Annotated in this window: 16 protein-coding genes and 3 pseudogenes; all 19 read left to right on the forward strand. The window is 38.6% G+C overall.

Annotation, left to right across the window (positions count from 1 at the left end):
• The first annotated feature begins 141 nt into the window (after positions 1-141).
• The 19 genes and pseudogenes from murD to SMSK597_RS06000 all read left to right on the forward strand — a co-directional run bounded on the left by murD (position 142) and on the right by SMSK597_RS06000 (position 15352).
• On the forward strand, positions 142-1494 hold the full coding sequence (murD, locus tag SMSK597_RS05925; RefSeq protein ID WP_000863057.1) for a UDP-N-acetylmuramoyl-L-alanine--D-glutamate ligase: 1353 nt from the start codon (positions 142-144) through the stop codon (positions 1492-1494).
• A 1-nt stretch (position 1495) separates the two neighbouring features.
• Positions 1496-2554: a UDP-N-acetylglucosamine--N-acetylmuramyl-(pentapeptide) pyrophosphoryl-undecaprenol N-acetylglucosamine transferase gene (locus tag SMSK597_RS05930; protein WP_000724809.1), complete on the forward strand. Its 1059-nt coding sequence runs from the start codon at positions 1496-1498 to the stop codon at positions 2552-2554.
• A gap of 9 nt (positions 2555-2563) precedes the next feature.
• On the forward strand, positions 2564-3799 hold the full coding sequence (locus tag SMSK597_RS05935; protein ID WP_000031179.1) for a cell division protein FtsQ/DivIB: 1236 nt from the start codon (positions 2564-2566) through the stop codon (positions 3797-3799).
• Positions 3800-3940: 141 nt separating this feature from the next.
• The gene (locus SMSK597_RS05940) at positions 3941-4309 is read left to right on the forward strand and encodes a hypothetical protein (RefSeq protein ID WP_001282467.1); all 369 of its coding nucleotides are present in this window, start codon (positions 3941-3943) and stop codon (positions 4307-4309) included.
• A 9-nt stretch (positions 4310-4318) separates the two neighbouring features.
• Positions 4319-4669, forward strand: coding sequence for a helix-turn-helix transcriptional regulator (locus tag SMSK597_RS05945; protein WP_000071216.1), 351 nt, complete (start codon positions 4319-4321; stop codon positions 4667-4669).
• A 213-nt stretch (positions 4670-4882) separates the two neighbouring features.
• Entirely contained in the window at positions 4883-5065 is a 183-nt protein-coding gene (locus SMSK597_RS05950; RefSeq protein WP_000809277.1) for a hypothetical protein, read from the forward strand.
• Positions 5065-6207: pseudogene (locus tag SMSK597_RS05955) on the forward strand (replication initiator protein A). The gene SMSK597_RS05950 and the pseudogene SMSK597_RS05955 overlap by 1 nt, the downstream one beginning before the upstream one ends.
• A gap of 19 nt (positions 6208-6226) precedes the next feature.
• Complete coding sequence (locus tag SMSK597_RS13270; RefSeq protein ID WP_004237660.1) at positions 6227-6367, forward strand: hypothetical protein; 141 nt, start codon at positions 6227-6229, stop codon at positions 6365-6367.
• Positions 6364-6804, forward strand: coding sequence for a hypothetical protein (locus SMSK597_RS05965; RefSeq protein ID WP_000683379.1), 441 nt, complete (start codon positions 6364-6366; stop codon positions 6802-6804). Before SMSK597_RS13270 ends, SMSK597_RS05965 begins: the two co-directional genes overlap by 4 nt.
• Positions 6805-7091: 287 nt before the next feature.
• Positions 7092-7394, forward strand: coding sequence for a hypothetical protein (locus SMSK597_RS05970; RefSeq protein WP_000564687.1), 303 nt, complete (start codon positions 7092-7094; stop codon positions 7392-7394).
• An 18-nt stretch (positions 7395-7412) separates the two neighbouring features.
• Positions 7413-8093, forward strand: a complete 681-nt coding sequence (locus SMSK597_RS05975) for an LPXTG cell wall anchor domain-containing protein (protein ID WP_001036087.1) — start codon at positions 7413-7415, stop codon at positions 8091-8093.
• Between the two features lie 249 nt (positions 8094-8342).
• A pseudogene (locus SMSK597_RS13770) lies at positions 8343-8723 on the forward strand (hypothetical protein); the annotation flags it as partial.
• A gap of 1317 nt (positions 8724-10040) precedes the next feature.
• A pseudogene (locus tag SMSK597_RS13775) lies at positions 10041-10829 on the forward strand (LPXTG cell wall anchor domain-containing protein); the annotation flags it as partial.
• A 63-nt stretch (positions 10830-10892) separates the two neighbouring features.
• Positions 10893-11381: a hypothetical protein gene (locus tag SMSK597_RS05985; RefSeq protein WP_001224303.1), complete on the forward strand. Its 489-nt coding sequence runs from the start codon at positions 10893-10895 to the stop codon at positions 11379-11381.
• A gap of 72 nt (positions 11382-11453) precedes the next feature.
• Positions 11454-11678 (forward strand): hypothetical protein, encoded by a 225-nt coding sequence (locus SMSK597_RS05990; protein ID WP_000340303.1) that lies wholly within the window; start codon positions 11454-11456, stop codon positions 11676-11678.
• Between the two features lie 27 nt (positions 11679-11705).
• Positions 11706-12452, forward strand: coding sequence for a hypothetical protein (locus SMSK597_RS05995; RefSeq protein ID WP_001076660.1), 747 nt, complete (start codon positions 11706-11708; stop codon positions 12450-12452).
• 8 nt (positions 12453-12460) lie between these two features.
• Entirely contained in the window at positions 12461-12694 is a 234-nt protein-coding gene (locus SMSK597_RS0102240; protein ID WP_000239260.1) for a hypothetical protein, read from the forward strand.
• Positions 12691-13038 carry a PrgI family protein gene (locus SMSK597_RS0102245; protein ID WP_000197456.1) on the forward strand — a complete coding sequence of 116 codons (348 nt, stop codon included), beginning with the start codon at positions 12691-12693 and terminating at the stop codon, positions 13036-13038. The genes SMSK597_RS0102240 and SMSK597_RS0102245 overlap by 4 nt, the downstream gene beginning before the upstream one ends.
• Complete coding sequence (locus SMSK597_RS06000; RefSeq protein ID WP_004237666.1) at positions 12998-15352, forward strand: VirB4-like conjugal transfer ATPase, CD1110 family; 2355 nt, start codon at positions 12998-13000, stop codon at positions 15350-15352. The genes SMSK597_RS0102245 and SMSK597_RS06000 overlap by 41 nt, the downstream gene beginning before the upstream one ends.
• The last annotated feature ends 2 nt before the right edge of the window (positions 15353-15354 follow it).

The raw sequence follows: 15354 nt of genomic DNA on the forward strand, positions 1-15354 counted from the left end.
TATACGGCAAGGCGAAGCTGACGTGGTTTGAAGAGATTTTCGAAGAGTATCAGTTAGAAGAAAGAGTCACAAACACACTTTGTGGCTTTTTTATTTCCATAAAAATGGTAAAATAGTAGGAGTAGAAATGGAGTTCGAGACATGAAAGTAATAGATCAATTTAAAAATAAGAAAGTCCTTGTTTTAGGTTTGGCCAAGTCTGGTGAATCTGCAGCTCGTTTGTTGGACAAGCTAGGTGCCATTGTGACGGTAAATGATGGGAAACCATTCGAGGACAATCCAGCTGCGCAAAGTTTGCTGGAAGAAGGGATTAAGGTCATTACAGGTGGCCATCCTTTGGAACTCTTGGATGAAGAGTTTGCCCTTATGGTAAAAAATCCAGGTATCCCTTACAGCAATCCCATGATTGAAAAGGCGTTGACAAAGGGAATTCCAGTCTTGACTGAGGTGGAATTGGCTTACTTGATTTCAGAAGCACCGATTGTTGGTATTACTGGTTCGAACGGTAAAACAACCACAACGACTATGATTGGGGAAGTTTTGACTGCTGCTGGGCAACATGGTCTTTTATCAGGGAATATCGGCTATCCAGCTAGTCAAGTGGCCCAAACTGCGTCAGACAAGGACACGCTTGTTATGGAACTTTCTTCTTTCCAACTCATGGGTGTTCAAGAATTCCATCCTGAGATTGCAGTTATTACCAACCTCATGCCAACTCATATTGACTACCATGGTTCTTTTGAGGAATATGTAGCAGCCAAGTGGAATATCCAGAACAAGATGACAGCAGCTGATTTCCTTGTCTTGAACTTTAACCAAGACTTGGCAAAAGAATTGGCTAGCAAAACACAAGCTACTGTTGTACCATTTTCAACACTGGAAAAGGTTGATGGAGCTTATTTGGAAGATGGTCAGCTCTACTTCCGTGGGGAAGTGGTCATGGCAGCGAATGAAATCGGAGTTCCAGGTAGCCACAATGTGGAAAATGCTCTTGCGACGATTGCTGTAGCCAAGCTTCGTGGTGTTGATAACCAAACCATCAAAGAAACTCTTTCAGCCTTTGGAGGTGTCAAACACCGTCTCCAATTTGTGGATGAAATCAAGGGTGTCAAATTCTATAATGATAGCAAGTCAACCAATATCTTGGCTACTCAAAAAGCCTTGTCAGGATTTGACAACAGCAAGGTCATTTTGATTGCAGGTGGTTTGGACCGCGGCAATGAGTTTGACGAATTGGTGCCAGACATTACTGGACTCAAGAAGATGGTCATCCTGGGTCAGTCTGCAGAACGTGTCAAACGGGCAGCAGATAAGGCTGGTGTGTCTTATGTGGATGCGACTGATATTGCTGATGCGACCCGCAAGGCCTACGAGCTTGCGACTCAAGGAGATGTAGTTCTTCTCAGTCCTGCCAATGCCAGCTGGGATATGTATGCTAACTTTGAAGTACGTGGCGACCTCTTTATCGACACAGTAGCGGAGTTAAAGGAATAATATGAAAAAAATTGTCTTTACAGGTGGGGGGACGGTTGGACACGTTACCCTCAATCTTTTGTTAATGCCCAAGTTTATCGAAGATGGTTGGGAAGTCCATTATATCGGGGACAAGCGTGGGATCGAACACCAAGAAATCCTCAAGTCAGGTCTAGATATCACCTTCCATTCTATTGCGACTGGCAAATTGCGTCGTTATTTCTCTTGGCAAAATATGCTGGACGTCTTTAAAGTTGGCTGGGGAATTGTCCAATCTCTCTTTATTATGTTGCGACTTCGTCCACAAGCACTTTTTTCAAAGGGGGGCTTTGTCTCTGTGCCGCCTGTTATCGCAGCGCGTGTGTCAGGAGTGCCTGTCTTTATTCACGAATCTGACCTGTCTATGGGCTTGGCCAATAAAATCGCCTATAAATTTGCGACGAAGATGTATTCAACCTTTGAGCAAGCTTCAAGTTTGTCTAAGGTCGAGCATGTGGGAGCAGTGACCAAGGTTTCAGATCAAAAAAATCCAGAACCGGATGAATTGGTGGATATTCAAACCCACTTTAATCCTAAATTGCCAACTGTATTGTTTGTCGGTGGTTCTGCAGGCGCTCGTGTCTTTAACCAATTGGTGACAGACCATAAGAAAGAACTAACAGAGCGCTACAATATTATCAATATAACTGGAGATTCTAGTCTGAACGAGTTGAGCCAAAATCTTTTTCGTGTTGACTATGTGACCAATCTCTATCAACCCTTGATGGAATTGGCTGATATTGTTGTGACACGAGGTGGCGCCAATACGATTTTTGAGCTCTTGGCCATGGCAAAATTGCATGTTATTGTGCCGCTTGGTCGTGAAGCTAGTCGTGGTGACCAGATTGAAAATGCAGCCTACTTTGTAAAAAAAGGCTATGCAGAAGAGCTTCAAGAAAGCGATTTGACCTTGGACAGTTTAGAAGAGAAGCTTTCTCACTTACTAAGTCACAAGGAAGACTACCAAGCCAAGATGAAGGCTTCTAAGGAATTGAAATCTCTAGCAGATTTTTATCAATTGTTGAAAAAAGATTTATCATAAGGAAAGTAAATGTCAAAAGATAAGAAAAATGAGGGCAAAGAAATCCTCGAAGAATTGAAAGAGTTATCAGAATGGCAGAAACGAAACCAAGAATATCTAAAAAAGAAGGCTGAGGAAGAGGCGGCCCTAGCTGAGGAGAAGGAAAAGGAAAGACAAGCTCGAATGGGAGAAGAATCTGAGAAATCAGAGGACAAGCAGGACCAGGAGAGTGAAACAGACCATGAAGACTCAGAATCAGCTAAGGAAGAGTCTGAGGAAAAAGTAGAATCCTCAGAGGGTGACAAAGAGGAAGAAGAGATAGAAGAATCAGGATCTAAAGAGGACGAGGAACAGGATAAAAATCTTGCTAAAAAGGAAAAACCAGCCAAAGCAAAGATTCCTGGCCTCCATATCTTACGAGCCTTAACGATTTTATTTCCAAGTCTGCTTTTATTGATTGTCTCTGCTTACTTACTCAGTCCTTATGCGACCACGAAGGATATCCGTGTTGAGGGAACGGTGCAAACTACGGCTGATGATATCCGACAGGCTTCAGGCATTCAGGATTCGGATTATACGATTAACCTTCTGCTAGACAAGGCAAAATATGAAGAGCGGATCAAGTCTAATTATTGGGTGGAATCAGCTCAGCTTGTCTATCAATTTCCAACCAAGTTTACTATCAAGGTTAAGGAATATGATATTGTAGCCTACTATATTTCTGGTGAAAACCATTATCCTATTCTTTCCAGTGGTCAGCTTGAGACCAGTGCTGTGAGTTTGGTCAGTCTACCAGAAACTTATTTATCAGTTCTCTTTAATGATAGTGAACAAATCAAGGCTTTTGTCTCAGAACTTGCTCAAATTAGCCCAGAACTCAAGGCGGATATCCAAAAGGTGGAATTAGCCCCAAGCAAGGTGACTTCCGATTTAATTCGATTGACTATGAATGATTCGGACGAAGTCTTGGTTCCTCTTTCTGAAATGAGTAAGAAATTGCCTTATTACAGTAAGATTAAGCCTCAATTGTCAGAACCAAGTGTGGTCGATATGGAAGCTGGAATCTACAGCTACACTGTAGCGGATAAATTAATTATGGAAGCAGAAGAAAAAGCCAAAAAAGAGGCCGAAGAAGCTGAGAAGAAACAGAAAGAGGAAGAGAAGAAAAGACTGGAAGAACAGCAGAAAAAATTGGAAGAAGAGAAGAAAAAACTGGAGGAAGAAAGCAATCGAAATCAAACAAGTCAGCGTTCACCGCGTCGCTAGGTTTACCTTTTTTCCTATAGCTCTTTAGTTGCCATGGTAAGTGTCTAGAGTTTTGAGAAATGTAGATAGAATATAAATAAATGTAGAGAACGAGGAAATTCGTTCTCTCTTTTCGTTGCCAAAATTAAAGAAGGGGAAAAAATGTCAGATAATATTGAAATTATTATGGATATTGATTCGTTAGAAATTTTCGATGTAATCGATCTTGATAAGAATGAAGGTGTAATTGATAGTATCCCTGAAGTAAATTCTGAAGAAAAGGTATCTTCATACGATGACCTCAATAGAGTTTGGCTTGGGAAAGGGTATTATTATAAGCCCTCTAGTCTACTTTGGGAAGTTATTAAAGATGATGTTATTCATGAATTAAAGCCTAGAATTAAGTTTGGCACTTATCCGTACTCTAGAAGAGCGAGAGATGGAACATGGGGACAAACTAGGCAATTGACTCAGGAAGAAGCCTTGTGGTTGACTCTGGAATTTAATCCAGAATTGATGGGATATATTTGAGGAGTTATTATGTCTAATAGGCTTAAAAAACTAAGAAAAGAAAAAGGATTGACTCAAGCTGATTTAGCAAAAGTTTTGAATACTAACCAGTCTCAATACGGAAAATACGAAAATGGAAAAACAAATCTTAGTCTAGAAAATGCTCAGATTTTATCAGAATATTTCGGAGTATCTATCCCATATCTACTCGGTTATGAAGAGAACTCTACGGTCAATAAACCAAACGCAACAATATTGATAGAGTTAGTTAAAGAACTTTCTTTTATCAGTGAAAAAAAGTCAAAACTCCTACAAGAATATATAGAACTTGATAAAAAGGAAAGAGATGTTCTCGAACAGATAAGGAGTGCAGATCTATAATAAAAATTAAGAAAGGAAAAACTTGATGAGTATTCTGAATATATTTAATCTAATTTTTGCTATTGCTTCATATGGCATGTTTATCAGCTCTTATCACAGAAATAAACCTAAACCCTTTATATTTTTTCTAGTTGTTTTCACCCTAAATGCTTTTGTAGTTTTATTATCACTGTTCAACTATTTTGGACTAATCAAGTAAAGAAAGGATCACATATGAAACAACACCAAACAAACTTCTCAAATGTGACTAGAGACGTAATGATTTTCGATTTGATGAATACGATGGGATGGACTAGAAGCCGAGCTATTGCGGCTTTTGAAGAGTTAGAACAAGCTCATCTTGTCTATTTTCCTGAAGCTGGTGGCTTGAGGTTACAAGTTGTAGGAGGATTTTAATGGCGGATATCACGATTGATCAACTAGCAACACAAACTTTTTATCAAATTCCAGAAATCTTTTTCACTCGTATTCAACATAACGAGAACGGCTATGTCAAATTGACTAGTTCCTATACTGGTCTTTCATCTGATGCCAAGTTAGCATATGGCGCTCTCTATAATCGTTGTAAATTAAGTATTAGTTCATTTCACAAGGGAAATAGAGATTACGTTGATGAGAATGGGGCAGTCTTTCTAATTTTTACAGTTTCTGATTTGATGTTATTACTGGATAAGGGAAAGATGAAGGTTACTAAGATCAAGAAAGAACTGCAAGAACATGGCCTCTTACGAGAAGTTAGACAGGGGCTTAATAAACCAAATAGACTTTATCTTCAGCTAGTAGATGCTAATTTAGAAATAGCGGAGCACTATTCAATCGATGGTGAGTTGTTAAAGAGGATAGATGCTTTTGGTAAAGTTCTCTACGAAAAAGAGTGTGATATAGAAAAAACACCAAAACCCCTCGGTAATAGCGGAAGTCCACAAAACGGACGTCCACAAAATGGACTTCAAAACGTCCATAAAACGGACGGAATAAATACAGAGAGGAGTCAGACAGAGTCCTCATACGATACTAATCGATACGAGAACGAATCTCCTTTATCTGATTTATCAATTTCTGAAGCATTTAAAATGGGGCAACATGGTTTTCTTTCTCCTTAACTAGTTCAGAAACTCAGTTTGTTTGGAAAAGATGCAAAAATTCTTGAAAATAAGATTTATCAATCAAAACGTAAAGTTGAGACAGATTACAAGAACCTCTTATCTAATCAAGAAATTTATGGAGAGGTGTGGCTGCAGGATCTTGAACGTGAGCTTGATAAATTGATTTTCAAAATCAAAACAGGAGAGATTGAAGGGAAAATAATCCAGAATATCCCAGCGTACTTCTACAAAATGATGATTCATTTTTGGAAGATGGCTTTGCTCATTGAAAAAGAACATGGTTTCCTGAAGGTATCAGGACAAAGTGAGTATGCTAGAAAATTCCCGGATGAGTGTCCTAGTGTGGTTGCCCATTATTATCCAGACAAACTATCAGAGATTAAACTGAATCACTATTTAGCTGAGTTGTCTAAGAACACCGAAACATGTTAAAAGAAAGAGAGTTGATTTTATGGGATTGTTTAATCATCAAGAGAGAATTAACAGAGGGCAAGCTATGAAAGCAGCACCTTACCAACCAGTTCAAGAGATTGAAATGATTGTAGAATATTTTGATGAAACGCTAGACAGTCAGGTAAAGGAGCTAGAATGAAGCATGTTGACGACAAATTATTGCTGGTTGCTAAAAAAATGTGTAGCCCTGAAGTTTTTAAACTGTATGAGTTTGAATATAGAAACCCTCAAGCAGTTAATTTTTTTAATATACTATTTGGGACAGTTTATTCTCCCTTTGAATCGGCAATAGGATTAAGTATGTTTGAAGGTTACTTCCCAAAAAATTTTTATATTAACTTTTTATACGCTTGTACTGAACGTGTTTTTGGAGACGAAGAAACATTTTCACGATTTATTGAGCTAACAAATCTATCAATTAAATTTTTAGAGAAGTCTGATAATGTTTCACCTGATTTATCAAAAATCACACCTATTATAGAGGAGATATTGGCAGAATATAATAAGTTGATTGATGGATATATTCAAAGAGGTTTACTAACTGAAGAAGCTATACAAAATAAAGCTATTATATAGTATTCAACCTTGACCTAAGCAAGTCATAAAACTACTTTTGACCTTTGAAAATTGAATACAAGGCTTGCCCTGATACAGCGTGGCTATGGATAAAAAAGAAACGGGGGCGAGCAGCAAACTAGAAAATGATATCTAGTCCAGCCACTGAACGAAAAAGCATGATAACGGTCATAAGCTGAAGGAGTAAGGGTTCCTAGACTATAAACCCAGCGTATGAAATACCGATGTAAAAATACGTTTTTACACAGCACGGCGTTATTTCGCCTTTCAACTTCAAGGAGAAATCTATGATAGATGAAACAACTGTCCGCCTAAAGGACTTAAAAAACTTAGGAAAACAAGGAGGTGCGACAGCTCGCTTAGAGGACGGCACAAACCTTATTCTGAAGCCAGACTATGCAGTCAAACAGGCTAGAGGATATGTAGATGGTCTTTTAAGGGATGTTGAATTTCATTTGCCTTATAAAAAGGTTTATGATCAAATTCGCACTATTAAGAGAGATGCTCAAGTTATAGCTCGAAAAGTTAAGACACCATCAGGAATGGAACTTCGTTTAACTGGAAAAGGCTATAACCCGAAAAATAAATAAAGAAAAGGAAAAATCAAAATGAATAAGAAACAAGTATTAGCCACACTAGCACTTTCAACTATCGCACTTGCACAAGCTGGTTATGTATCAGCAGATGAACTTGCACCAATTGATTCTTCAGCTCCAACAACAGAAGTAGTTACGCCAACAGCACCTAGCGCTTCAACAGAAACAGAGGCTCCAGCAGTTCAGCCAACAGAGCCTTCAGTTACTCCAGTTGATCCAACAACTCCAGATACATCATCAACTACAGACAAAGGTGAACCTGCAATTCAACCAGCTTTACCAGAAGCGGTAGTAAGTGACAAAGGCACCCCAGAAGTCCAACCTGAATTGCCAAAAGCTGAATTGCCAAAAACAACAGTAGAGGCAAACGAACAAGGGAAGTCTCAAATTGGAACTACTTCAACTTCAACAGGTCAAGTGGTGCATGATGTAACAAAAGAACCTGTTGAAACAAATACAGGTGCGTCAATTGTTGGCACCCAAGGCGGAAACGTAGTTCTTTCAGATGGTTCAGTGGTTGCTCCTGAAGAGATCGGTGGTACTGTCAACGAAGATAAGACTATCTCTGTTACTGATAAAGAAGGGAAACTTAAAACACTTCCAAACACTGGAACAGCAAAAAGCATTCTAACTACTATTGGTGGCATGTTAATGACAGCAGTAGGTTACTTTTACAAGAAAAAATTATTTTAAAATAAGGAAAATTTAAACGAATTATATTCAAAGCTATAGACTTGAATATTCAGGGGAATAGGTATGATTTTAGTGGTTTATAAACGAACTCGTTCACCTTCATAGAATTGGGATTGTAAAATTGAAATTTTTATTTATAGAAAAGGAGAAAAATAGATGTCAAAGACACAAGAATTTAAGGCTTACGGTTCAATCCGTAAAATGAAGGTTGGTGGTGCGTGTGGAGTTATCCTTGGTTTAGCCCGTAAAATGAAGGTTGGTGGTGCGTGTGGAGTTATCCTTGGTCTAGTTAGCTTAAGTTTTCTAAGTCCAGCTCTTGCAGACGAAATAACTGAAAATAAGGCTACGAATGCTCCCTATGCACAGACGAATCCAAGTCGTATTTCTACAGATAATCAAGGAAAAAGTGGTCAAAAGCAGGAAGCTTCAACAGTTGAAGTTCCCCATACAGAACTAGATTCTGCTGTTGATAAGGCTAGGGATGCAGGTTTTGTAGTTGTAAAAGAAAATCCAGTCGATAAAGGTATTGCAGAAACGGAAACAGACGCAAATGCAAAGTTGGCTGATATAAAACAAGACTATGCCAATCAAAAAGAACAGATTGAAAAAAAAGTAGAGGAATATAAGAATCAATCTAAATCGGAAAATACTAATGTTGAAAGTATTGTTGGAAATAAGCCTTTGGTAGATTCTAAAGATGGTTTATCTTTATATGGTGGTTTTGATCGAACTTATGCAACTAGTACAGGTTTTCATGGTATTCCTTTGGAGACTATAAAGAAATTCAGTACTCTAACAGAAGAAGAATTTAACAAAAGATTAGAGGCTTTGAAAGAACAATGGAGAAGCCGTGATGAAAAGGAAGCTAAAATTAGACAAAGGTTAGCTGGTGATCCTGGTAATGAGTGGCTTTCGTCAGATTTAGAAAATTTACTAGGTTCAGATGCTTGGAAGTTTAAGGACAAGATTTTTGAGCTGAGATCTAAAGATCAGGGTGGAATTAAATATTATGACTTCCTATTATTAAATGATAAGGGAAAGACACATGCGGAAACTTTGACTGGAAGTATTCGTTGGAAAACAGATACAAAAGTGGAAGATATAGCTGGAGTAGCAGATAAATTTGTCAATAGAGCTTATAAGGATCCATGGAAAGAAGGTACGGGCGATAAGACTTTATCTACAAAGTTTTATGATGTTCATAAAGGGTTGACATTTAAGCTAGCTAATGTTGGAGAATTTGAAGATGGTAGTAAACTAGATCTACGTTTTACGGTTGCTGAAGAGCCAAAAATTGCTGACAAGTATACACATAATCCTTATTTAAATACAGATAATGACAATGTGAGAATGAGAGAACTTGGAGAACTACCTACTCTAACTGTTGGTAAGGCAGCTAAAGATGATAGTCTAATGTTCTATTATAATAATTTGCAGAGTCTTAAATTTCATGTAGAATTTTTAAAGAATGGGAAAAAGGCAAAAGTAGCACTTTCTACAATGATTTCGGATGTCGATTGGAATCAAGGTTCAGAGTTTGTGTTTAGTGATGTCACTTTAAAAGACCAGTTATATTCTCCAGATGAGGATAAAGTAACGAATAGTGGTTTGGAAGGTTCTTATGAGCGAGGTTTAAAAATCTATGAAGGTCATAAAGTTTATGCTCCTTTTAAAGATGGGATAGATGGAGATAAAGCTCAAGCCCCTGAGGGAACCTACTTGGTTAGTGGTTACGGAGACAGTTTTGACTATACTTTTTATGCAAGAAAAAGTGTTTTAGATGGAACGTTTAAGGATGGGGATATTAACTATGGTAATGCTTCTAGCTTTATTAAAGCTTCTGGAGGTTTACAGTTTAACTTATTTGGTTCCTCAGCTAAGGGTGTTGTCCATTCAATTATTCCTAAACCTGAAATTCATTATCACTATAACTTCTTTACGGTTGTACCTAAACCAAGCGAGCCTAAGAAACATGCACTTGATAAAACTGGCAAGAAAGTCCTTGACGGTAAAGAAGTTCAAATGGGTGAGTTGATTCAGTACCTTCTTGATGGTTCAATGATTCCAGAAAGACACCATACGCTGTCTCAATATGACGGTTTGGATAAGCTCGATACGAAGCATGACCGCTATACTGGTAATTGGAAAGGTATCATCAAGGGTACAGAATATACTGCTGAAAAAGAGCTTGTGTTACCTTATGATGTGACATTGAAGGATGGTAAAGTGGTTAAGGCAGGGGATAAGATTGCCAAAGATAGCTCTTATGCCTTTACCTTTGAGTTCAATCAAGGTACAAATTCAGAGTTCATCAAGAAACTTGTGACAGTTAAGTGGGATGACAAAGGTGGTCAGTGGTCTTACGTTATCAATCAAGATTTCTTAAACTCTCTAGGAATTAAAGGAACATTTGATGCAGACTTCTACATCGAAGTTGAGCGAATTGCGGCTGGAGCAGTTGAGAATACTTTTGTCAATATTGCTAATAAACAAGAAATGACTGCCAAGGTTATTACTCGTACGCCAGAACCTCCAAAACCAGAAGAACCGAAAAAGGAAGAACCCAAACCGGAACCAAAACCAGAGCCAAAAACTCCTGAGTCGCCAAAACCACAAGAACCTAAGAATCCTTCACTACCAAATACAGGAACAGCAAGTAGCATGCTTCCAGTTGTAGGAATGATTTTGGGATTGTTGAGTCTTGCAGGAGCTGGGCTTCGTAAGCATAAAAAATAGAACATCTAGAAATTCCCCCTCATCTATGGTATAATGAAGCCATAAAAAAGAGGGGGAAGAGAGATGAGAAAGGACACGAAAATGGATGCACATGTGACTAGAAGTGGATACAGATACTATACCCCAACTCAAACAAAATCAGAAGTCACTAAGCCTGAAGAAGAGAAGAAGTGGAAAAAAGGCCTCCGTTGGCTAGGAAAAGCCATCTGGTCAGGAGTAAAGAACCTACCGAGTGTGATTGTGAGAGCTGCTGTTTTGATGGTTGCGACTCCACTCATGTTTCTCCTCTTTATCTTTAATTTGATTAAGAGCTTGATTGCGACAGCAATTGGTTGGTTTGTGTTTAAGGTAGTAGTTGCGTTTCTTGTGCTGTGTTATTGGGCATTTCTAACAAAAGAAGGAACTGCTCCAGCAAGTGTTGAACTTTGGTTTAAAGATTGGACAATGCCAGAAGGTGTTCCAATCTATCACTGGTGGGAAACGACCATTATCGTTGTCTTAGCTGTGATTACAGCCCTCTCTCTAACCTTTCGTCCAGAGGATGAAAAATAGTATTAAATAAACAAAGTAGGTACTAGGAATCTTTCTTAGTACCTTTTTTTATAAAAGAAAGTGAGAAAAAGAATGGATGCAGTTGTAGATTTTATTAACAAAATTGGAAACATCGGTGGGATTATCGGTATTGGTTGGGCTGCTTGGGGTGCCTGGGACTTAGCAGTAGGTATCAAACGTGAATTGGATGACAAGAAGGATAAAGGAATCCAAAGTTTGATACTAGGTGCACTTCTTGGTGCAGTCCTAAAAGCACTCTTTACCGCTTTGGCAACAGGTCTTCAATCTCTTGGTTAGTATGAGGAAGAAAAAGGAGGTGGTTTTATGAACCAATCCACACTTGATCAACTAACCATGAGTCTGAAAGACTATAATGCGACAGCTTATCAGCTGATGGAGACTGTTTCGGGATCGATGGAGAAGGTAGCCATTTTGCTTCTTCTCCTTTTTATGGGGATTAACCTCATGAATTGGCACCAACAACTTAAAAGCAATGGTGGGGAGCTGTCGTTTCAGCTTTGGATTGAAGAAATCCTCAAGTATGCCATCGCCCTATTTTTTATCCTCTATGTGGATGCAATTTTTGATGCCTTATCTTGGTTGTTTAATGTCATTATAAAATCAGTATCTAGTGTTAGTCTTAATCCTTATAAGGCTGAAACACCAAAATTTGAAGGATTAAATATGATATCAAAGGGAATGCTTCAATTTATTTATTGGGTTGTTGACTTTATCGGTCAAATTTCGACTAAGTTGTTGATCTTGTTGCGCTCCTTTACGCTTTACACGTATAAGGGAATCGCTAAAATTATTGTCGCTTGTTACATGGTGGACAGTTTACGTCCAATCTGCTTCGGCTTCTTTAAGCTCTATATTGCTACTATTCTTCAGGGATTGATTCTAGTAGTTATTATCATGCTTTACCCAGCCATTGTCACGAATGATATCTTAACCGTTGATAAGACTGGAGCCTGGACAAGTGCTTTAGTTGCCATCGCAAAAGGAATCATTTACATCATTATGCTATTTGGCAGTCAACGCATGGCCAAGAATATCATGCAGGTGAACTAGGAGGAGAAATGGTTAAAAAGCACTCACAGAAGAATCAGCAAGTGCTAGGAAATATTTTGAGAGTTATTTTAAAAACAGTAGTCTGGGGGCTACTGTTTTTACTTAGGACTCTCTTTTTCTATTACTTGTGCCGTAGGGCTTTACAGCCACATTGGCTGGCTCTCGTAAGTGGTATTATTTTAGCGTGTGGAAGTGAATTTATTTTCTTTAGAAAAGATAACTGGAAGAAAGGAACAGAATGACACGTTTAGGTAGTGAATTTTTAAAGGCTTTAGATAGCTATGAAAGGCCAGTTATAGGGTATATGACACTGAGACAGTTAGTGCTACTATTTGGTATCGCATTGACAGTAGTTGTCACTACTATCCTCTATTGGCTGAAGGCACCTGATACTATTCTTTATGGCGTTGATATTTTGTTGTTAGCGCCTTTTGTTATTTTCGGGTGTTATTTCGATGAGAAAATTAAAGATAATGTTCGTTTCATGTTAACCAAGCAGGAACGCTCTTATCAGACAGATTATGACAGAAAGGAATACACAAGAAATGAATTTATTCGGCCGAAAGAAAACCCCGAAACTCTCTAAGGAGGAACGGGAACGGGCCAAACGTCTGAGACGTACCATGACGGCCTCTACACAGAACAGCCTTAATTATCAATGGCTGACACCTGATGGACTTATGAAAATTACAAATGATCAATTTTCAAAGACCTACCGTTTAGGTGATACAAGCTATATTACTGCAACAGATGATGAGCGAATTGATATCATTGAAACAAGCGCTGATATTTTTAATTCGCTGGATATTGACAATGATATGCAGCTATTGATCCTGAATCGTAGGGTAGAAAGCAATAGCTTATCTTCTATCCGCTATGATTTGGTTGGAGATGGGTATGACGATTATCGTAAAGAATACAATGCGATGATCAACGATCGCTTCTCTCAGGAACAAAATACCTTCAAAGTAGAAAAATATCTAACGATTACAACTCAAACAGACCAGGATCATCAAGCTAGAAGAATCCTTGATGATACAGCCAGCGTTATTGAAAGTCAATACAGTGGCTTAGGAATCTCCTTTAAGGAGTTAGAGGGATTAGATCGTCTTCTTATCTCCCGAAAACTCTTGAGGCGAGAAGGTTTTATTGATTTCAACTATGAAGACATCGCTATTTCTGGATTATCCACCAGGGACTTTATAGCTCCAAACTATCTGAAGTTTGAAAAAGATTATATGAAAATTGATGATTGTTTCGCAAGGGTGATGTATGTTAGACAATATCCTACCTTCTTGAATGACAAACTGATTAAGAATATCCTGGATACAGGAATTGAACTGGCTATCAGTCTGCATGCGAAGCCATATGATACTGCAGATGCCCTGAAGAAAATCAAGACAGTTAAGTCAAGTGTACGTAGGGAAATGATCAAGAGTCAGAAGGCTGCAGCCAAAGAAGGTTATGGAAGTGACCTGGCTGTTGGTGGGAAAGCTGTGGAGACATCTCGTGAAACAGAGAAATGGACTGAAGAACTCCAGGACAATGACCAAAAAATGTTTTCAGGTGTGATGACGATTTTCTTCATGGCTGACAGTCTGGAAGAATTGAATATCTATACTGAGCAGGTTCAACGATCCGTCCGTAAGAATACGGTAGAACTGGATAAGTGTTATTTGTACCAGGAAGAATCCTTGAATACGATTCTACCGATTGGAATTCCATTTATCAATGTGAAACGCCGTTTTATGAGAGATATGACTACCAGTAACTTGGCCACACAAGTCCCATTTACCAACGTAGATCTTCGATCTAACAGTCCACGTGCAATTTATTATGGCCAGAATCAGCTATCTAAGAACGCTATCACAGTTGACCGTAAAAAAGACTTGAATACAGGTTCAGGTTGTATCTTTGGGACTTCAGGATCAGGAAAGTCTGTTCTTGCTAAAGGTGGAGAGATAATTCCTACAACTCTACGTTACCCTGAAGATAATATTATTATCGTCGATCCTGAAGATGAGTACACTGGTATTGGCCGAGAATTAGGTGCAGAAATCATCACAATCGCTCCTGGATCGCAACATCACTTTAACTTGCTGGATCTTCCTGATAAGGATAAACTGCAGGCAGAAGATAGTGACCCGATTGGCCAAAAATCAAACCTTTTATCAACCTTGTTTGAAAATATATTCTCTGAGGTATCAGACGATGAATTTGCGATGATTGACCGTGTAACGAGAAAGACCTATGAGGAATTTGAAAAACCAACCTTTAAGGACTGGCAAGCAGTTTTGGAACGTCAACCTGAAGCTGTTGCTAAGGATCTGGCACTGAAGGCAGAACCTTATACTATTGGATCAAATGATATCTTTGCACATCCTACCAACGTCAATATGAATAGTCGCTTTATTATCTTCAATCTCAAGCAGTTGAGTGGTAAATTGAAGCCATTTGCCCTCCTTGTTATTCAGGACTTCATCTGGAACCAGGTAGTCAATAATCAAGGCAAAACCATTACATGGTTGTACTTTGATGAGTTGCAGCTCTACTTCAAGAATAAACTTCAGGCAACCTTCTTTACAGAACTATACTCACGTATTCGTAAATATGGGGCCATCCCAACAGGAATTACACAGAATCCAGAGACTGTTTTATCTACAGAAGAAGGTAGAAAGCTAGTCGCAAACTGTGAGTTTCTAGCCCTCCTGAAGCTGAAGAGGACAGACCTAGAAGCTCTGGAGCAGGTTATTCCTCTTACGCCTTCACTGGAGCGATTTGTCTTGCGACCAAAAGCAAAAGGTACGGGTTTGATCGTGGCTGGAGATACGATTGTCCCATTTGAAAATCCTATCCCTAAAGATACTAAACTCTATCAATTGGTTGCGACAGATAGTTAAAA

The organism is Streptococcus mitis SK597, from assembly GCF_000148545.1.
Classification (GTDB): Bacteria; Bacillota; Bacilli; order Lactobacillales; family Streptococcaceae; genus Streptococcus; species Streptococcus mitis_C.